This window comes from Ruegeria sp. CG3, assembly GCF_056537205.1.
In genome coordinates this window covers 1529185-1547905 of the sequence record NZ_JBQFRC010000001.1, presented here as the reverse complement: position 1 = coordinate 1547905, position 18721 = coordinate 1529185, and the positions used below count along the sequence as shown (strand labels likewise).

The window sequence follows — 18721 nt, the reverse complement described above, 5'->3', positions numbered from 1 at the left end:
GTGCGTCGGTAGGCTGGTTGCTTGACTACTCAGCGAAAGCCCCGTCCAATGTCCGCGCGATGTGCGACTGGATTTCATCCAACTCGCCGACCACAGGCAGCACCGGGCCACGAAATGCGGCCTTGCCCAGCTCGGCGGGAATATCATCCAACACGTGGCCCCCGGTGCAGGCAAAGAACGGCAGGCAGATCGCATGGTCCCCGGTCATTTGGGCGGCGTCGCTGATCGATGGGGGTTCTTCGACAAATCCGCAGCGGATTGATTTCAGCGATATCAAACCGGCCAAACGGTCAGCGAATTCGTGGGTGACAGCTGCCGGGTTGCGGCTGCGGCCTGAGCCGTGTGCGGCAATAAGCAGATCCGTGGACGTGGTGCTCCAACCTTGCTCGTCGATCAAGGGTTGCAGGGCGCGCGCCACCAGGTTGGGTAGCTGTGGGTCAACGCCCAGCGGGTCGAGTTGCCGAACTGTGCGCCCTTCAAGGCGCTTGGGAAGCGCAGAAGTCACGAACCACCCTTTCGCCATGAACAATGGATAAATCGCGCTGCCGTCTGGAATGTCATCAAGGACCTTTTCCAACGCGCCTGGCGCGGCGAGGGTCGCCGATCTGACTGTGACCCTATCCGTCAGTTGATCGATCCGAGCGGCCAGTCTGGCCAGGGATGCCTCGGCCGGGTCTGGGTCGGAGGGTTGGCCATGCGCTACGATGACGGCAGTCGGCATGCTGGGGCTTCCTTGTCCTGTTTCGGGATAGGTGTGGCGCCCTCCCGCAAAGTCAATTCGTCTTTATCCGAGCAACGTCAACCACATCCATACCGTAAGAATGGACACGCCTGTGCCAATCAACACCGAAGAGGCGGCAACTCGTTTGGCCCGGCCATACATGTTGGCGAAGATGTAGGCGTTGAAACCGGGCGCCATCGCCGCGTTCAGAACGCCCGAGCGGAAAAGATCTTGCGGCAGGGCGGTCGCTGTACCGAACACCCAGACCAGGCTTGGATGCAGAACAAGTGAAACGCAGCAAACATAACCGATTGTCCGCAGGTCGCCTTCGGGCCTGTACTTGACCAGAACTCCGCCCAGAGCGAATAGGGCGCCGGGCAGTGCTGCGCGGGTCACCAGGCTCAGGGCCTCGTCTGCCACAGCCGGAATTCCGACGCCCGTGAGATTGACGATGAAGCCCAGAGCGATACCGAGGATCAGCGCGTTCTTGAACATTGCCGAAAGCACCGATCGAGCCATGCGCATACCGCCATTGCCTCGGTTGCGGATGACCTCCATCACGGTTATGCCGACGCAGTAGCAGAACGGCGAGTGGAACGCGATGATCGCATAGTTTCCGGTCAGGTTGTCGGGCCCATAGGCGCGTTCGGTGATCGGCAGGCCCAGCAGGACCGAGTTCGAGAACAGACAGCAGAACCCGATTGCGACGCAGTCTTCCCATTCGCGCTTGAATATCAGGCGAGCGCCGAATACCCCCGCAAGGAAACACAAAGCTGCGGCGGTATAGAAACTGCCCAGAAGGCGCGGGTCAAAGCTGGCGCTCAGGTCCAGATGGGCGATGGCCAGAAACAGCAGGCAGGGGATCGCGAACCCCTGCGTGAACTTCATCAACCCATCGATATGAACTTCTTTGAAATAGCCCGTCAGCGTCGAGACATAACCAGCCCCAATCACAAGAAAGACCGGAAGGATGACGTCGATCAGGCTTTGCAACATCTCACGACCTCAATCCAGGCTGTTCGGTCAGAGCTGGGGGAAGCGCGTGCAATCCGATGTCCTACAATGGCTGCCGGATCACCATGCCGTCATAGGCAGGCTCGACATGGTCAGGGGTCTCGGCATCGACGGCTGCATAGTCCAGATCGATGTGCATATTGGTCAGAACCGCCCGAGCCGGCTTTAGCTGTTCGATCCAGCCAAGGGTCTTTTCCAGGTGGGCATGGGTCGGATGTGGGTTCCGGCGCAGCGCGTCGATCACGAGGCAGTCCAATCCCTGAAGCTCGGGCCAGGCATCATCGTAGATTTCCGCAACATCAGGCAGATAGGCCAGGTTGTTCATACGAAAACCAAGCGCATCGATCGATCCGTGGTTCACCTTGAACGGGCGAAACGGGATTGATCCTCCCGGACCGTCTATCTCGAACGGACCGTCAATTGTCTTCAGGTCGAGGATCGGTGGATAGGGTGAGCCTTCGGGTTGAATGAACGCGTAGCCGAACCGCCCCAGCAATGCGTTTTGCGTGTCGCCATCCGCCCAAACGGGCACCCGCGCGCGCATGTTGAAAACGATCATGCGCAGGTCGTCGATGCCGTGGACATGATCGGCATGCGAGTGTGTGTAGACAACGGCGTCGAGGCGTCCGGTTCTGGTGTCCAGCAGTTGGCTGCGCATGTCCGGGGTCGTGTCGATCAGAACCGAGGTCGTGCCGTCCGGCCCGTCCCGTTCAACCAGCATCGAGCACCGGCGGCGGATATTGCGCGGATTTTGCGGGTCACAATCTCCCCAATGCCCACCCAACCGGGGGACACCGCCAGAGGAGCCACAGCCCAGGATCGTGAACCGCAGCATGCTCATGCGGCAACCGGGTAGGCGGCCGCCTTCGCAAACAGTCGATCAAAATTCGCTTGGGTCTGCGCGGCGAAATCCGGGTAGTCCATGCCAAACAGTTCGGCGCCGACCCGGGCGGTGAAAGCGGTATAGCCGGGCTCGTTCCGCTTGCCCCGGTGCGGCGGCGGGGCTAGGTATGGTGCGTCGGTCTCTATCAGAATTCGATCGACAGGCGCTGCCGCAAAGATATCCCTCAGCTCTTGGCTTTTTGGAAAGGCCGCGATGCCGGACATGGAGAGGTAGAACCCCAAATCCAACGCTGCCCGTGCCAGTTCGGCCGAAGACGAGAAGCAATGCATCACACAGGAGTAAGGTGCGTTCCGAAACTCGTCCTGCAGGATCGCCGCCATGTCCTCGTCGGCTGCACGGGCGTGAATGATCAGCGGCAGGCCTGTACTTTGGGCGGCCTGAATGTGAACCCTCAACGAGCGTTTTTGTATTTCGGCGCTGTCGGCGGTGTAGTGATAGTCCAGCCCGGTTTCGCCGATGCCGACAAATTTCGGATGTCGGGACAATGCGACGAGTTCGTCGACGCTCGCCAGTGGCTCTTCGGACGCGCTCATGGGATGGGTGCCCGCAGCGTAGAAAACCGGGGCATGTGTTTCGGCGATCGCGCGCACGGTCGGCTCATTGCGCAGACGTGTGCAGATCGTCACCATGCGTGTCACGCCCGCTTCGACCGCACGAGCGATGATTGCGTCCAACTGGCCCTCGAAATCCGGGAAATCCAGATGGCAATGGCTGTCAGTGATTGCGGGAGGTTGGGGCGTGTCGCTCATCTGCTCGGACCGGCGGTTTCCTGAATCTTGAACACCGTATCTAGGACGACGGCGACAGGGTCAAGGTTCACCGCCTTCCCGTGCCGCGCACGGGCCGTGATGATGGATGCGGCCTCGGCCCAGCCCAAGGCTTGTGGGCGCGAGGATGACAGGCGCAATAGCACTTCGGCTTCGTTTGGCGCAGCTTCGGGCTGCGGAGGCGCGCCGGTCGCACCTGTCAGAGCAAGGCGAGACAGAGCGATGTCAATCAGATTCAAAAGCAGGTCATAGCGCTCGGCTGCTCCGCGCTGCGCGGCCGCTTCGGCCAAAGCCAGCGCGCGCTGGCGGTCGAGGCGGGGCAGGGTACCAAGTATCTGGATCAGCTCGGCATAGATCTCCATTCCGCCCAGATTGATCAGCCGTACCGCGTCGCCTACGGAACCGGCGGCCAAAGCCGCGAGGTGATCGGATTGCGGAGGCAACTCGGCCCCGGTCTGTGCCAGCGCCGATTTCATGTCCTCCGGCGACAGCGGTGACAGGCGCAGGGTACGGCACCGCGAGCGGATCGTCGGCAACAGCCGTGACGGCTGATGCGAAACCAGCAGCAGTGTCGTGCGGGCCGGGGGCTCTTCGAGCATTTTCAACAACGCGTTTGCGGCGCTGACATTCATTTCGTCCGCCGCATCCACGATAACCACGCGGCGCCCTCCGTCCGCTGAACTGAGGCCGAAGAAGCGCCCCAATTTTCGGATGTCATCGACAACGATCTCGTTACGCAGGCGGCCCTGATCATTCAGGGATCTGTTGATCGCGGCCAGACCGGGTTCGGCCCCGGCCAGCATCCTTGCTGCAACCGGGTGGTCCGGCGCGATGTCGAGTGTCGTCGGATCCTCGGGCGCACCGAACAGCCCGTCATCCTGTTGCGGCGGCGTGGCCAGCAGAAACCGCGCGATGCGCCATGCCAGGGTCGCTTTGCCCACGCCACGAGGGCCGGTCAGAAGCCAGGCGTGATGCAGCCGGTCAGACGCAAAGGCCGTCAGGAAAGCTTGCTCGGCCGCATCCTGTCCAAACAGCCTGCGTGTCTCGCGCGGGTGAAGCGCGCCGGGCGCCTGGTCCGGTGTGGGTGTGTCGTCGCTCATTCGTGAATTACCGCAGAACCTTCAGGACGGTTTCTCTCACATCCACGGCCACGCTGTCCACGTCGCGATTGCCATCGATTACACGGAACCGGTCCTTGAACTCGTCCGCCAGCGCAAGGAAACCCGAGCGCATACGTTTCTGAAGGGCCGGGCCAAAATCCTCGAACCGCTCTTCGGTGCCTTGCCGGCCTTTGGCGCGGGATAGCCCGATTTCCGGATCCATATCGATCAGCAAGGTCAGATCTGGCTCGCGGCCGATCATCAGGCCGTGGAGTTGGTCCACCAACGCGCGCAGATCTCCGCGCGACAGGCCCTGATACATTCGGGTGCTGTCGGCGAACCTATCGCAAATCACGATCTTACCCGCATTCAAGGCCGGTTCGATCGTGCGCTCCAAATGATCGCGTCGTGCGGCCGTGAACAGAAGAATTTCGGTTTCCGCCGACCACCTGTCGGGGTCGCCTTCGAGGACCAACCGGCGAATTTCCTCGGCCCCGGGCGAACCGCCCGGCTCACGCGTCAGAACAACGTCATGCCCGGCCGCCGCGAGGCTTTCTGCCAGCCTGCGGGCCTGCGTGGACTTGCCCGAACCGTCGATCCCCTCGAATGTCAGGAACAGACCGCGCGGGCTCACATCGACTCCAGCGGGGTGTTGATCATGTCTTTCAGGACGATGCCGCCCACGGTCATCAGCCGCACCAGGAACCCGCCCATCGCCACATCCTCGGCTGCGACCAGGGGCCGCCGGATTTCGGGCAAACCTTCGGGCTGGATCACAAGTTCGGCCAGTTGTTGGCCCTTGGCGATCGGAGCGTTGATCGGGCCTTGATACACAACTTCGGCCTGGACGTTCTGATCGCCCAGAACGGGGAACAGAAGGGTGAGGTCACCGTCGGGCACAAGCCCAACCGTCTTTTGCGCGCCCATCCACACTTTGGCCTGTGCTATCGGCGTCTCGGCGTTGGCAACTGTCCTCTCGATAAAATTTCGAAACGACCAGTTAACCACGGCCTCAGCCTCCTCTGCCCGGCGAGAGATGCTGTCGAGCCCGGAAAGAACGAAGACCACCCGGCGATCGCCTTGCTTGGCCGATCCGACAAGGCCATAGCCCGCCTCTTGCGTGTGGCCGGTCTTCAGGCCATCGGCACCGATATCCAGTTTCAGCAACGGGTTGCGGTTGTTCACGTTCGACGGGGCGCGGCCGTCAAATTCGAAGGTTTCCTCGGCAAACAGCGGATAGTATTCGGGAAAATCGGTGATCAGCCTGTCGGCCAGCACGGCCAGATCATGAACCGACATCATGTGACCTGCAGCAGGCCAGCCGTTCGAGTTGGTGAAGTTCGAGTGGTTCATGCCCATCTGCCTGGCGCGTTGGGTCATGTAGCGCGCAAAGCCGGCCTCGGTACCGTCCGGGCTAAGCGCTTCGGCGATCACGACACAGGCGTCATTGCCAGACAGGACGATTATGCCCCGCAGCAGGTCCTCGACCCGGACCCGGTCCTGCGTGTTCAGGAACATGGTCGAGCCGCCATAGCTCATGGCATGTTCCGAGACCGGAAGCGTTTCATCCAGCGTCAATCGACCGTCGCGCAGAGCTTCGAATGCCACGTAGAGCGTCATCAGCTTGGACATCGATGCCGGTGGAAGCGGTTCATCGGCATTCTTCGACAACAGCACAGTGCCTGTCGTTTGATCGATCACGTAGGCCGCGCGCGCGGACGTGTCGAAGGCGTGAACCGGCAGGGCCAGCAGGGCAAGGCCCGCGGCCAGAACAGCCGATTTGAATGAGGTCAGCATTGGACCCTCCTGTTCAGTTCTTCACGATAAAGGCATCGGTAAAGCCCAGGTCTTTCATATCTCCGAGGATCGCTTTGCGTTCGGCGCGGGTTGTGGCAGGGCCGACCAGTACGCGCCAGACCGACTTGCCCGCCGACTCCAGTTCCAGAACTTCGGCCGCCAATCCGTTCGTGCGGACCTTTTCGGCCGCGGCTTTCGCGTTCGCTTCAACTCCGAACGTTCCGATCTGAACATAGGGTTTGGTCAGGTTCGACGATGCGGCTGTGCCACTGGCCGCCGCAGCCGGCGTCGGCTCGGATGCGTCAATGGCGGCAGCGGCACCTGCGATCGGGTCCAATGGCGTCTCGGTAATTTCATTGGGATCTTTCTTCTGCCACCACTTGCGTTTTTTCTGGGCGGGTGGCGGTGCGACGACCGGATCCGTCAATGCAGCGGTCGCGGACGCATCTGCCGCTTCCTCAATCGCGGGCGCAGTTTCTTCGGCGGCGGCGCTTGCGGCCGCTCCGGCCGCGGCAGCACCGGCGACCACGGCACCGGTGTTTTCAGGTGTCTTTTTCTGCCACCATTTCCGCTTGGCCGGCTTTTCTTCGGCACTTTCGTCGGGTCCGGCCGCTGTGGCTTCTTCGGCTGCGGTTGCTTCGGCGGCGCTTGCAGTTTCTTCGGTCGGGGCTGCTTCGGGTTCCGGCGCAGGCTCCGGCTCGATCGTTTCGCGGCGGAGTGCAACCACCTGCAGACGGGCAGGAGCGCCGGCAAGCATTCCCAGTTTTTCAGCCGCTGCCGAGGACACCTGAAGGGCCGGCCCGGGCAGGTTTCGTTCCCGGCGGAACAAGGCGCCCGTTACGGTCTTGTTGTTGCTTGTGTTTTTGATGGCGACCCGCTCGGGCTGAGACGCGCTGGGGTGTGCCACCCAGATGCCACCCAACGAAGGACGCCCATCCCATAGCCCAGCCTCGGTCACTTCGAAGACGTCCGGCGCTTCAACATCGCGCTGAGAGCCGCTGGCGACTTCGGGGAACAGTTCCGTGGTGTTGCTTTGGGTCTGCCCATCGTCACTGGCTGCCTCCGAGGAAGACTTGCCTGCGTTCAAAGCTTCGTCGCATCCCGTCAGCGCAGTCATTGCAACAACCAGCACCGCCAACGGCCGCGGTCCAAAGCGTGTCTCTGTCGCTCGCTTCATATTGTGTTATCCCTTGCCTGTAGGGCCTTTGCGTGGCTGGCCCCAACCGCGGTTCGACCGGTTCTTTTGCCGGCCTCCTGCAGTCATTGCGCAAATCATAACCTGCGGGTTGTTTCAAGGAAAGACCGCGGGTCCGGCTTCGGCAAGAAATCCCTCTTTTGGACTTGCCACCAACCGATGTTCGTCCTAGACCGCTGCCAGCGCCGGGGAGGTGGCAGAGTGGTCGAATGCGGCGGTCTTGAAAACCGTTGGGCGTGAGAGCGTCCCCAGGGTTCGAATCCCTGTCTCCCCGCCACTCATACCTGTCTCACTTCAGTTGTATTTTCTGATCCGGAATTGTTACGCAATTCCCGCGCGTTGGCGCATGCGCTTTCAATCAGAGACGAAGCAAACCGTACATTCAGAGGACAATTCAGGCGCGAGTCTCAGTGTCGCATTTTAGCGGGGTCGCTTTGGGCTGGATTTCCCTGATAACCTGCAATTTACAGGGAATATTCGCAAACCGGGACTGACTTCCGTCATTTCTTCTATCAGAACTGTATGTTTCTCAGAGGTTTATGTTGCAAATTCCCTAAAAGGTGGAACAGGGAATTTCCTCGTGCGAACAGGGAATTGTTCCGCCGGATCAGGGAGGGCGAAGTCTGTATCAGGGACGCAGGAGCTGGAGATGTCAGAAGCCGAACAGGCGTTCCTGTTCGGACCATTCAAGTGGGTGGGTCACGCTGACCAGACGCTTGAGTGTGAGTTCGGGCGGCTGGCTCCCGTCGAGAATCGCCGTTTGAATCTTTGGTGAGAGAAAGGCGAGCTGAGCACGGGTGCGGATGAAGGCGTCAGGGACGCTTTCGCGGCGGGCAATCTCCATCAGTTGAACTCCGGCCTTCAGATCACGGGCCCAGCCATGGGCGCGGATCAGCATGGACCGGAGGTGGGGATCAGGTTGGGGTGCCATGTCTCCGGCGATGACCTTGGCCTCGACGCCGCGGCGGCACAGATCGAAAGATGCGGTGACGTGGGTGAGATCCGGGTGCAGATGATCGGCCGCGATGCCAAGTGCGCTTGCCAGAGTTTTGGGGTTAAATTCGAGGTCGATCTGTCCTCGTGCAAGTCTGCCTTTGGCCAGAAGAGCAGCGCCGATCTGACAGCCATGGCCTAGAAGCCGGGTTACTAAATCCGCAACTGAAGTCTGAACTGCCTCGGCTGACCCGGCCTCCGGCTGCGCCAGTACTTGGTGCGCCGCGGCGGCGTCTTGCAAATGTCTGACGATGACATCAATGACCGCGTTTTCCAGCGCTGGGCCGGGCAGTCGCCAGCCAGAGATATCCTTGCCGCCTGAGATCAGTCGATTGGAGATATAGTAGCGCAACCGTCGGCCTTTGCGCGTGGTGTGGGTCGGCGTCAACCGATCACCAGTTTCGTCATACAGCAGACCGGTGAGCCAGGCCCCGGGGTCAGTGGAGTGTTGGCGCGCATCGGAGTCGCCGCGTGCCCGCGAGCGGTTGGAGGCCTGTCGCATTTTTTCCTGCACCCGGTCCCAGATGTCCTGATCGATGATCGCCGGATGTTGTCCGTCCCAGATCTTATCCTTGTGGCGGATTTTTCCGAGATAGACCGGATTGCGCAGCAGGTAATAGATTTGACCCCGTGACAGCGGACAATCCCCCTTCACACTGCCATCTGTCCGAACAACCCGTTTTGACCGCAGGTCTTCTGCCGTTGCCCGTTCTTCTACTGTGCGCAGGCAACCAAGCTCGTCATAAAGCCCAAAGAGATGCCGGACCGTTCTGGCCTCCTCTTCATTCACCACCAGCGTTCTTGCCTTCGGATCGGGGTGGCGATCATAGCCCAGAGGCAGGTTGCCACCCATCCAAAGCCCCTTCTTCTTCGACGCTGCAATCTTGTCGCGAATACGTTCGGCGGTGACTTCCCGTTCAAACTGAGCAAAGGACAACAGCACATTCAGCGTTAACCGGCCCATGGAAGATGAGGTATTGAAGGCCTGCGTGACGGACACAAAAGAACAGTTTGCCTGTTCCAGCCGGTCGACCAGCTTAGAGAAGTCGGCAAGCGACCGGGTCAGCCGGTCAATCTTGTAGACCACCACCATGTCAATACGCCCGGCATCGATCTCTTCAAGAAGGCGCTGAAGGGCGGGTCGCTCTAGGGTGCCGCCCGACAGGCCACCGTCATCGTAGCGCCCGGACAACAGGGTCCAGCCTTCATGTCGCTGGCTTGCGACATAGGCCGCGCAGGCCTCATATTGCGCATCCAGCGAATTGAAGTCCTGATCCAGACCATCTTCTGAGGACTTGCGCGTGTAGATGGCGCATCGGATTTTACGGCGCGGGCTCATTTGGCCGCCTTGCCGGTGAGCCCAAAGAAACGCGGCCCTGACCAATGCGCGCCGGTAATCTCTCGGGCGATGGCCGAGAGTGAGCGATAGGACCGACCGTTCCAAGTGAAGCCGTCTTCTGTAACGTCGACTACATGGGTCACACTATTCCACTCGCGTAGCAGGCGCCCGCCGGGTTTTAGGGCAGGGCATGTAGGCCGGGGTTTCTTCCCAGAGCCCTTTTCCAGCGTGGCTTTGACCTGGCGGGGTAGCCTGCCATGACGGCGGGACTGCATCTCAAAGGCGATAAAGCGGCGCAGAAAGGGTTGGCTGAGCATGGCGGGGGCGGGTTGATCAAACAGTTGCTGCCAAAGCGTGACCAGATCCGATCGACCCATGGCGGCGAGATCGGCGACATCGCTCGTCTTGGTCATGACGCTTCTCCAGTTCCCGCCGCCAGATGATATGTGGATGGTCCATTTGGTTTGTCGGATGTCCGCCGTTCAATTGTGACGCCTTTTTTCCGCAGACCGCTTAGAGCTGCTCGGACCGAATGAGGCTGCCATCCCGTTGCTTTGCAGAGCGCCTCAAGGCTGGCGCCGCTCGGGCGGCGCAACAAGTGTTGCACTTTGTCAATTTTGGTTTGCTTCCGCTTGGACATGTATTGTCTCCTCTGATTTGGGGCTGGCTAGATGCCGAACCCCGGTACCGAGGAGCGCCCGAATGGCTCGGGCGTGGGTTCAGTGATGCGTGGTTGACGGCAACAGTCCAGCTCTTTCTGAAGCGATTACTTGAGGCGTGTGTTTTGAAGGGCGTTGCTGGCGTACCCCCGATTATTCGTCAACAATCTTAATTGGTTACTTTTAGTTTGGGGGGGTTGCGTCTCGTATTGATGGCACCTACATTCGACCTAATCGCCCGGACTATCAGGGCGGGAAACTGCTCCCGCAGGCAGCACTCATTGGAAACACAGGTTTCCGCAGAGAGCATTCAAAGGAGCAACGTCTCGGATCGATTGGTCCGGGGAGTTGCGATTTGTGCTCTCTCCGATTTTCCAGCGCGATCCCTCCATCTCGACGTCCGCGCGGCGTCACGCAAAAGGAGGCGGTTATGCCTGCCAAAAACACACACAGCGACGTTCGGGCGTCCAATACGCCTATCTGGATGGCCGAAAAAGTTATCCAATCCCAGATCAGCCAGATCAAGCCCTACGCCAACAACAACCGCGTGCACGCGGCCAAGAATGTCGACAAACTGAAAGCATCGGTGGCCCAGTTTGGCTTTGTCACTCCGATCCTGTTGGATGGTTCGGGCACAATCATCGCGGGTCATGGCCGCTATGAGGCCGCTAAGGCCCTGGGGTTGAATTCCGTACCGACTGTTGTCGCGGATCATTTGTCAGAAGCGGAAGTGCGCACTCTGCGCATTGCGGACAATAAGCTGGCGGAATTGTCGGACTGGAATGAAGCGGCGTTGCAGATCGAATTTGCCGAGCTGATGGACCTCAGCCTTGATGGCGAGTTGAACTTTGATCTGGACATCACAGGGTTCGAAACACCGGAGATCGACATCATTATCGACAGCGTCGGTGAGGTGACGGTATCTGTAGCGGAAACTGTTGAGACGCCGGACCCTGCGGCACCCGTAGTCACGGAGCCGGGCGACCTCTGGGTTCTCGGAGATCATCGCATTTTCTGCGGGGACGCCCTTCAAGCCCAGAGCTACGACACCTTGCTGGAAGGCGAGACCCCGCAGATAGTCTTCACCGATCCGCCTTACAACGTTCCTGTCAATGGGCATGTGCGGTCCGGCAATAGCGCCGAACACCGCGAGTTTGCCATGGCGTCGGGAGAAATGACGGATAGCGAGTTCCGCGGCTTTCTTTCAGGCGCGATCAGGCAGTTGTTTGACTGCCTGCCGAACGGAGGCATCGCGATGATCTGCATGGACTGGCGTCATATCGAAGAACTGATTACGGCGGGCAAAGCAGCTGGATTGGACCTCATCAATCTCTGCGTCTGGAACAAGACGAACGGAGGCATGGGCAGCCTTTATCGCTCAAAGCATGAGCTGATTTGCATTTTCAAGAAGCCTGGTGCGCCGCACATCAACAACGTCGAGCTGGGCAAACACGGGCGCAACCGGACCAACGTCTGGGATTACGCCGGTGTGAACAGCTTTGGGGCAGGGCGCGAGGCGGATCTCGCGGATCATCCCACGGTGAAGCCGACAGCTCTGGTTGCAGATGCCATCATGGATGTGAGCCACCGCGGCGATGTCGTGCTGGACGCCTTTGGCGGGTCCGGCGCGACTCTGCTGGCAGCTGAGAAAACCGGGCGCCAAGCGCGGCTTATTGAGCTCGACCCGGCTTATGTCGATGTGGCCATCCGCCGTTGGCAGGAGATGACCGGTGATAGCGCCGTGCACGCGGTAACAGGCCAGACGTTCGATGCGCGTTTTGCGGCCAACGATACCACTTCAGAACAGGAGGTGGGTCATGTCTGACGATACGAAAGAGTATGAGGTCGGCTACGGCAAACCGCCCAAAGCGACCCAATTCAAAAAAGGCCGATCCGGCAATCCGAAAGGGCGGCCGAAAGGTGCCAAGGGGGTGAATGCCAGCTTGAAACGTGAATTGGAAACCAAGATTACGGTTCGCGAAGGCAGCCACGAAATCCGGATTTCCAAGGCTGAGGCAATTGCCAAGCGGTTCACGGCAGGCGCGTTGAAGGGCGACACGAAATTGTTGATGGCGCTGCTTAAGCTGGACACAGATCTGTTCAACGCAAGTGAATTGGACGCGCAAGAAAGCGTCCGTACGGTTGAGCCCGACGCTGTCGACTACGACATCCTCCGGGATTTCTTTTCCAGCCAACTGGACGGTGACGGTGATCTGGAAAACGAGGAGGCGGAAGATGACGACTCCTGATCCAAAAAACGTCGTGCAAGCCGCTCGCGAGGTTTGCCGGGACAATTTCTTTCCCTTCGTTTGGCGTGTGTTTGGCACGCTGCACCAGGGAACTGACCGCAGCTTTGATCCGGCCTGGCATGTGCGGGCCATGTGCCATGAGTTGGACAATGTCCGTCGAGGCGAAAACAAGCGACTGATCATCAACATCCCGCCACGTTGCCTGAAATCGGTCACCGTGGCCGTTGCATATGTCGCTTATCTTCTCGGTCATAACCCCAGCGCCAAGATCATCGTTGCCAGCTATGGGTTGGATCTGGCGCGCAAACATTCCGAAGATTGTCGTCGGATCATGTCTGCGCGCTGGTACCGGGAAATGTTCCCTGAAACGGTCTTGGCTAAAAAGGGCAACACCTCAGAAGAAATCCGCACCACAAAGGGAGGCAGCCGTAAGGCTGTCTCCATTGGAAGTTCTGTCACCGGTCATGGCGCCGATTACATCATCATCGATGACCTGCTGAAAGCCGGAGATGCCGGCTCCGAAGCCGAGCTGGTCAAGGCGCAGGAGTTCATTGAGGGGACCTTGTTGTCGCGCTTCGACAATCCGGCCGAAGGGCGTGTGGTTATGGTTGCGCAACGGTTGCACGAGATGGATCCGCCGGGTTATATGCTCGAACGCGGGACCTACCGGCATCTGAATCTGCCTGCCATCGCAGAAGGCTATGAGGTGGTTCCTCTTGGGCGTGGAAGGGTCATGCGCCGCAAACCGGGTGATCTCCTGTGCCCGTCCCGTTTGGATCAGCAAACGCTGGATACCAAGCGTCGCGAAATGGGCGCGGCCGTGTTCAATTGCCAGTATCAGCAGAACCCCATTGCTCCCGACGGGTCGCCCTTGCGCTGGGAGTGGTTTGGCACCTACGAGACCATCGAAGATCGCCGCTGGTTCCAACTGGTGGTTCAGAGCTGGGATACGGGCATGTCGGCAGACCCCCGGTCTGATTTCTCTGTCTGTACAACCTGGGGGTTCCGCGAAAATGCGTGGCATCTTATCGACGTCTGGCGCGGGCAGGTAGACTACCCAGACCTGAAAGCCAAGGCACTGCAACTTGTCGGCCGTTGGGATCCCGATCGTGTCCTGATCGAAGATGCGGCCTCCGGCAAACCTCTTTTGGACGAATTGTTTCGTGATGACCGTCGGCGCTACGAACGCATTAAACCCGACAAGGACAAGGAAACCCGGTTCCAGTCCGCTTGCGGTCCTGTCGAAGAGGGCAAGGTTTATCTGCCTGCAGATGCACCCTGGCTGCCGGTATTCAAACGGGAGCTTCAGTCCTTTCCACGCGGACGCAACGACGATCAGGTCGACAGCTTTGCCCACTTTCTGAACTGGTCCAAGGGACCGGGCTTCTACCGGGCATTGGGCCGCGACCACCGGATCAACATCGAACGTCGGGAGCGTAATCGAGAGAGGGTCAGGCGACGGTAGGATCTCGGAGTTGAGCTTGAAAACTCGTTGAATAGTACTGGGAGGGCCGATGTCGGACCAATCCTGAGAGCGGCCCCAATGACCGCTCGCAACCACAAACCGGTCTAATCGCTAATGCCGTCGGATGACGGCTTTGAGCCCATTTTGACCAACGCTGCGTAATGTTCGAATGGCAGGAATTCGAATGAAGCGGACATGGTGCTATTACTGAGCATTCGGTCTCAATGCCGTTGATAGAAACTCAAGCGGTCGCAATGCGAAATCACACTCCTAATTTGGTGGAATCCAATTGGCTTGTCTCATGGCGTCACCGAGGTCTTGCCCATATTTCGGATTTGCAAAAAGTTTCTTAAACAGTGCATCCACGCGACTGTCCGGCCACTCGCGTGACAGTTGTTCTGATAGAGACTGAGCTTGAGCCTTATTCCCCAACATCTGATGTGACGCCATTAGGTAAGCAACGGAGACAGGTCCGACAGGGCCGCCTTTCTCCGTTACTTGTTCAAAGGCTGACACAGCACCTTCATAGTCCTTCAGATGGAATTTTGCTGACCCCATCGCATTCTGAAACACATAAGCCCGTTCTAGCTCAATTTTTGAGAGTGCGTCCTCGCTAATTGCTATGACTTGTTTGAATGAACCAGAATAAAGCAGGACCAGCGACACGAACTCCAACACATGTACGTCGTGTGGTGCCAAACGTTGCGCTCTTTGTGCAAATTCTATTGCCTCAGGCCAGTTTCCCTTGGCAAAGTTGACCCAGGCCATTGCGGATTGGCTCCAACCCGTTTCCGGAGCCAACTCGATGGCCCGTTTGGCTTGAGCATCGGCATAGTTCAACATGTCCTGAGCCAAGTCGGTATCGGATGTAAGTACAGCAATTGTCGCAGCGACCTGAGCAGTACCTGCATAGCCGCCGAAATAGCTGTCGTCGTTTTCAATTGCCCCCTTGAAGATGGTCAGGGCCGCTTCAAGACGCGCAGGTTCCAAAGCCGGAAAGATCAGGTCTCGACCAGTATTGGCTAGATTTACAGCCTGTAGACGCATTGGGGATGCGCCAAAAATTGCGCTGCGCTCGTCACGGCTCAGGCCATCTACGGATAAATCAGTCGGAAGATCCTGCTTTGTCGAGCTCATCCAAAAAGCAACAGCAACATAGCCTAAAATGATAATCCCGATAATCCCAACACCTGGCCGAGCCCATGCGCGCGCACTGGTTTCCAGCTCTGAGAATTCGGGCTGTGCCGGTTCGAAGCCGCTTCTCAAAATCCGAGGTGCGTAACCACCCTTTGGGAGTTCAAACACCGTTTTCTCGTCCTGCCCGTCGGCAGCGTAATATTCAGCAAGCTTTCGGCGCAGGCGACCAGCATCGACCCGAACCACGTTTTCACGGCGCGACATCTCTGACAGGGTCCCACCATAAACATCCATTGCGATGGTCTTGGCACGAATATCATCGGCCCGACCATTGAGCGACTCTTCAACCACATACACCAGAAAGTCCTGCAAGCGCTGCGAGCCCGTGAAAGTCGAAGACCTGATAAGCCGCTGAAGTGCCGCCCGAACATCTTTTGCAGCAGGTGACCCGCTCTCATTCAGTGGAGAAGATGTGTTTTTGGTTAAACCCATATTTTCAGTAAGTTACGCATCTGATTACACCGTATTATGCCCCGATATACCTATTGTTAAAAGTGAATTCGTCCAACACTCCCCTAAACCAGTTGATCCATTGAACGAGCTCCGAAATGAAAGGCATCGCCCTTGATATCCTGTTTCCCAACCATCGGGCCGCGATTGCGGACCTAAGGCGGGCGGACACAGTTTTCGATGAAATCTGCCGAGACTATCAGCTTCTAAGTGACGAGTACCTCTCCGTGAACACTGAGCCGAGAAGTCGGTCGTACACGATTGCCCGCGACATCCGCGAATCTTTGGATGGTCTTCGGGATGAAATTGCTGAATCGCTGCGGCGTGCAGGGAAGATATAATTCAAATAGGGGAAGGGAAACCGATGAGATCAAAATTGAAACATGCCACAGCCATGGTGCTGATTTCTGGCGCGGGTTTTGCCCAAGAAGCGCCTATCATACACGACGGCGAGTTCGAGTTTCTCCGCGCGCAGTTTGGCGAGCAATGGGATGCTCAGGATGCGGAGGTAGAAGTTAAGCTTGCCGAGATCCGTGGCGCGAATGGAGGACAACCACCCAACATTCTCTACATTCTGATTGACGATGTGAGTTTCGGTCAAATGGGCAACCGGACGATGAACTATGTCACCGGTTTCGATACGCCCAACATCAATGACTTTGCCACAGAAGGCATGTCTTTGATGCGAATGTACACGGAGCCATCCTGCACACCGACTCGAACGGCGATGTTGACCGGTCGACATCCGGTGCGCGCGGGCGTGGAAGAGGTCAAGGTCGCCCTGGTCGGCGAAGGTCTTGCGTCCGAGGAAATCACCATCGCCGAAATCCTCAAGGAAGTAGGGTACAACACCGCGCACGTCGGGAAATGGCACCAAGGCGATATTGAACAGGCCTATCCGCACAATCAGGGCTTCGACTGGGCGGCTTTTCCCTTGCATCAGCAGGTTCAGCTGAGCTTGATGACACGTGATGCGATGGTCGCCAACAATATGCTTGGTTACCATTGGTCAGGGCAGTCCAACCAATTTCAATTGGACGAGCGGTTCAAACCCTATGGCCTTGTGACCGGCGTAGAAGGTGAAGCGGGTGGTCTGGCTCGCGAAGTCGAAATGGAGCCCGGCGAAGAATGGACCCAAGCGAAATACGAGGAAATGAACTTGCGCTATCAGCTTCAAGCATTGGAGCAGCTGGAGCGGCTGGCTTCGCAGGACGCGCCATTCTTTATGCAATACTGGCCACTCTATCCGCTGAACTTTGCTTATCCTGAGCAGGCCGTATCTCGCAACGGCGGCTTCCATGCGGACAAATTGCAGGTTCTAGACGGTTGGATCGGCGAGGTTTTGGCCAAGCTGGATGAAACCGGCAAGGCGGATAACACCGTCGTCATGATCATGGCTGACAATGGCTTGATGTATCATTATGAGGGGACTTCCGGCCTAAACCAACTGATCTATCGCGGTGGAAAGACACAGCACCTTGAAGGCGGTGTGAGAACTGATGCGTTCATCCGGTGGCCCGGTGCAATCGAAGCGGGCAGTGCGGCAGGTGACATCGTTCATGTCTCGGATTTGTTTTCTACATTTGCCCGGATCGCAGGCGCGACAGACCACATTCCACGCGACCGGGTGATTGATGGCATCGATCAGACGGCATTGTTGCTCGAGGGAGAAGGCAATTCGCGCCGCGATTACGTCTATGTGTACGAAGGGCCAGTATTGCGTTCGGTGGTGAAGCAAGAGTTCAAGATGCATCTGCCAGCCCCCGGTCAGCCAGGCGCGGCGGCCCCTGTCTTCAATGTCTATCGCGATCCCCGTGAAGAACATCCGCTTGTCGGGTATTCACTGTGGTCCGGGGCGTCTTTCCAAGACATGGTAAAGCGCCATCAGAAAACCATCGTGAAGCACCCTCACAAACCGCTCGGCAAGGGTGTCCCTTATGAAGGAATTGAAAATCTCAGGCCCGAAAGCGAATTGGCCCGAGAAGTCTTTTCAAGCTGGCAATGACGAACTTGAGACGGCGGTGCCGATACACCGCCGTCTGACTGGTCGCATGTTTTTTTCCAAGGTGTACTATGACCCGCATCACCTTTCATCTGGCAGTCTTATCCTTGGCGATGCTCGTAGTGGCTTCTACCACCAAAGCTGAGGAAAACGCGTCAAATCCACTGGCGGCGGTTAACAACACGGACACTCGCTATCAGTATTTCGATCTGGAAGGGGGGGCAGACCGTCAGGACATGTTCATCGATGGTGCATACATGCTGCGCCCCGATCTGAAGCTAAAATACGAACTACATTACAATTCAACGAATGTGACGGGACAGAGGTTCAATGGGTTCGAGAAGACCAGCTTCAAGCTGATCTACTTCCCTTCCCAAAACCTCTTGCATGACACATGGGCTGTAAAATCCGCGCTTGGTTTTGAATGGATACTTGATTTTGGCGACCCCGATGAAGGCATAGGCACCGGGTCTGATCAAATTGCTCCGTTCGGAGGCTTCGCTTTTGCAAACACAAAAAGTGGGCTGACACTGATCCCGCTGGTCCAGCATTTCGCATCTTACAATGGACCGACCGATGTCAACCAAACCGCGATGCGCCTAATTGCACTTCAGCCATTTGGTGAGGGGTATTGGATCAAAGCGGATATCAAAGCGCCCTATGATTGGGAGAATGACGCCTGGCCCGCGACCGCAGAATTCCAGATCGGAAAGAACCTGAGCCCCGGAATGGCCCTCTATGCAGATGTGCTGATCGGGATTGGTGCTGATCGACCCTATGACCAAGCCGCCGGGATCGGTCTTAGATTCAATTATTAAGTCGCAATTTCCTTATGACAGCAGTCACTCGCTGCACCGCATCACAAAATG

Annotated in this window: 18 protein-coding genes and 1 tRNA gene; 7 read left to right on the top strand and 12 right to left on the bottom strand. The window is 58.0% G+C overall.

Features of this window, described 5'->3' with window-relative positions; all coding sequences use genetic code 11:
• Window positions 1–25: 25 nt before the first annotated feature.
• From ACR0NB_RS07650 to ACR0NB_RS07615, 8 genes are all read right to left on the bottom strand, one after another.
• The gene (locus tag ACR0NB_RS07650) at window positions 26–721 is read right to left on the bottom strand and encodes a CbiX/SirB N-terminal domain-containing protein (protein ID WP_480775329.1); all 696 of its coding nucleotides are present in this window, start codon (window positions 719–721) and stop codon (window positions 26–28) included.
• 63 nt (window positions 722–784) lie between these two features.
• The gene (locus ACR0NB_RS07645; RefSeq protein ID WP_480775328.1) at window positions 785–1717 is read right to left on the bottom strand and encodes an AEC family transporter; all 933 of its coding nucleotides are present in this window, start codon (window positions 1715–1717) and stop codon (window positions 785–787) included.
• A gap of 61 nt (window positions 1718–1778) precedes the next feature.
• Window positions 1779–2576, bottom strand: coding sequence for an MBL fold metallo-hydrolase (locus ACR0NB_RS07640; protein WP_170434760.1), 798 nt, complete (start codon window positions 2574–2576; stop codon window positions 1779–1781).
• Window positions 2573–3388, bottom strand: coding sequence for a TatD family hydrolase (locus ACR0NB_RS07635; RefSeq protein WP_170368190.1), 816 nt, complete (start codon window positions 3386–3388; stop codon window positions 2573–2575). The genes ACR0NB_RS07640 and ACR0NB_RS07635 overlap by 4 nt, the downstream gene beginning before the upstream one ends.
• Window positions 3385–4506 (bottom strand): DNA polymerase III subunit delta', encoded by a 1122-nt coding sequence (locus ACR0NB_RS07630; RefSeq protein WP_170368191.1) that lies wholly within the window; start codon window positions 4504–4506, stop codon window positions 3385–3387. The genes ACR0NB_RS07635 and ACR0NB_RS07630 overlap by 4 nt, the downstream gene beginning before the upstream one ends.
• Window positions 4507–4513: 7 nt before the next feature.
• Window positions 4514–5140: a dTMP kinase gene (gene tmk, locus ACR0NB_RS07625; protein WP_170368192.1), complete on the bottom strand. Its 627-nt coding sequence runs from the start codon at window positions 5138–5140 to the stop codon at window positions 4514–4516.
• A complete protein-coding gene (locus tag ACR0NB_RS07620; protein ID WP_170364444.1) occupies window positions 5137–6303 on the bottom strand; it encodes a D-alanyl-D-alanine carboxypeptidase family protein in 1167 nt (388 codons plus the stop codon). The genes tmk and ACR0NB_RS07620 overlap by 4 nt, the downstream gene beginning before the upstream one ends.
• Window positions 6304–6316: 13 nt before the next feature.
• On the bottom strand, window positions 6317–7480 hold the full coding sequence (locus ACR0NB_RS07615) for an SPOR domain-containing protein (RefSeq protein WP_480775327.1): 1164 nt from the start codon (window positions 7478–7480) through the stop codon (window positions 6317–6319).
• A gap of 205 nt (window positions 7481–7685) precedes the next feature.
• Between ACR0NB_RS07615 and ACR0NB_RS07610 the strand changes: the two genes are divergently transcribed.
• A tRNA-Ser gene (locus ACR0NB_RS07610) sits at window positions 7686–7775 on the top strand.
• Between the two features lie 375 nt (window positions 7776–8150).
• On the opposite strand, the gene ACR0NB_RS07605 is transcribed toward ACR0NB_RS07610, so the two are convergent.
• Genes ACR0NB_RS07605 through ACR0NB_RS07595 form a run of 3 tightly spaced genes read right to left on the bottom strand, consistent with a single transcriptional unit; the run spans window position 8151 to window position 10470 of the window.
• A complete protein-coding gene (locus ACR0NB_RS07605; RefSeq protein WP_480775326.1) occupies window positions 8151–9830 on the bottom strand; it encodes a recombinase family protein in 1680 nt (559 codons plus the stop codon).
• Window positions 9827–10243 (bottom strand): DUF2924 domain-containing protein, encoded by a 417-nt coding sequence (locus ACR0NB_RS07600; protein WP_093964944.1) that lies wholly within the window; start codon window positions 10241–10243, stop codon window positions 9827–9829. Before ACR0NB_RS07600 ends, ACR0NB_RS07605 begins: the two co-directional genes overlap by 4 nt.
• Window positions 10240–10470, bottom strand: a complete 231-nt coding sequence (locus tag ACR0NB_RS07595; RefSeq protein WP_093964945.1) for a DUF3489 domain-containing protein — start codon at window positions 10468–10470, stop codon at window positions 10240–10242. Before ACR0NB_RS07595 ends, ACR0NB_RS07600 begins: the two co-directional genes overlap by 4 nt.
• A gap of 449 nt (window positions 10471–10919) precedes the next feature.
• On the opposite strand from ACR0NB_RS07595, the gene ACR0NB_RS07590 reads away from it, so the two are divergent.
• From ACR0NB_RS07590 to terL, 3 genes are read left to right on the top strand one after another with little or no spacing between them, the layout of a single operon-like run.
• A complete protein-coding gene (locus tag ACR0NB_RS07590; RefSeq protein ID WP_480775325.1) occupies window positions 10920–12314 on the top strand; it encodes a site-specific DNA-methyltransferase in 1395 nt (464 codons plus the stop codon).
• Window positions 12307–12738 carry a DUF5681 domain-containing protein gene (locus ACR0NB_RS07585; protein ID WP_093964947.1) on the top strand — a complete coding sequence of 144 codons (432 nt, stop codon included), beginning with the start codon at window positions 12307–12309 and terminating at the stop codon, window positions 12736–12738. The genes ACR0NB_RS07590 and ACR0NB_RS07585 overlap by 8 nt, the downstream gene beginning before the upstream one ends.
• A complete protein-coding gene (gene terL / locus ACR0NB_RS07580) occupies window positions 12725–14203 on the top strand; it encodes a phage terminase large subunit (protein ID WP_480775324.1) in 1479 nt (492 codons plus the stop codon). The genes ACR0NB_RS07585 and terL overlap by 14 nt, the downstream gene beginning before the upstream one ends.
• Window positions 14204–14473: 270 nt before the next feature.
• Here terL and ACR0NB_RS07575 read toward each other — a convergent pair whose 3' ends face one another.
• On the bottom strand, window positions 14474–15697 hold the full coding sequence (locus ACR0NB_RS07575; protein ID WP_480775323.1) for a tetratricopeptide repeat protein: 1224 nt from the start codon (window positions 15695–15697) through the stop codon (window positions 14474–14476).
• A gap of 251 nt (window positions 15698–15948) precedes the next feature.
• On the opposite strand from ACR0NB_RS07575, the gene ACR0NB_RS07570 reads away from it, so the two are divergent.
• The 3 genes from ACR0NB_RS07570 to ACR0NB_RS07560 all read left to right on the top strand — a co-directional run bounded on the left by ACR0NB_RS07570 (window position 15949) and on the right by ACR0NB_RS07560 (window position 18670).
• The gene (locus ACR0NB_RS07570; protein ID WP_170436799.1) at window positions 15949–16191 is read left to right on the top strand and encodes a hypothetical protein; all 243 of its coding nucleotides are present in this window, start codon (window positions 15949–15951) and stop codon (window positions 16189–16191) included.
• A 35-nt stretch (window positions 16192–16226) separates the two neighbouring features.
• Window positions 16227–17855 (top strand): sulfatase-like hydrolase/transferase, encoded by a 1629-nt coding sequence (locus tag ACR0NB_RS07565; RefSeq protein ID WP_480775322.1) that lies wholly within the window; start codon window positions 16227–16229, stop codon window positions 17853–17855.
• Window positions 17856–17923: 68 nt separating this feature from the next.
• Window positions 17924–18670 (top strand): hypothetical protein, encoded by a 747-nt coding sequence (locus tag ACR0NB_RS07560; protein ID WP_480752911.1) that lies wholly within the window; start codon window positions 17924–17926, stop codon window positions 18668–18670.
• Window positions 18671–18721: the final 51 nt, after the last annotated feature.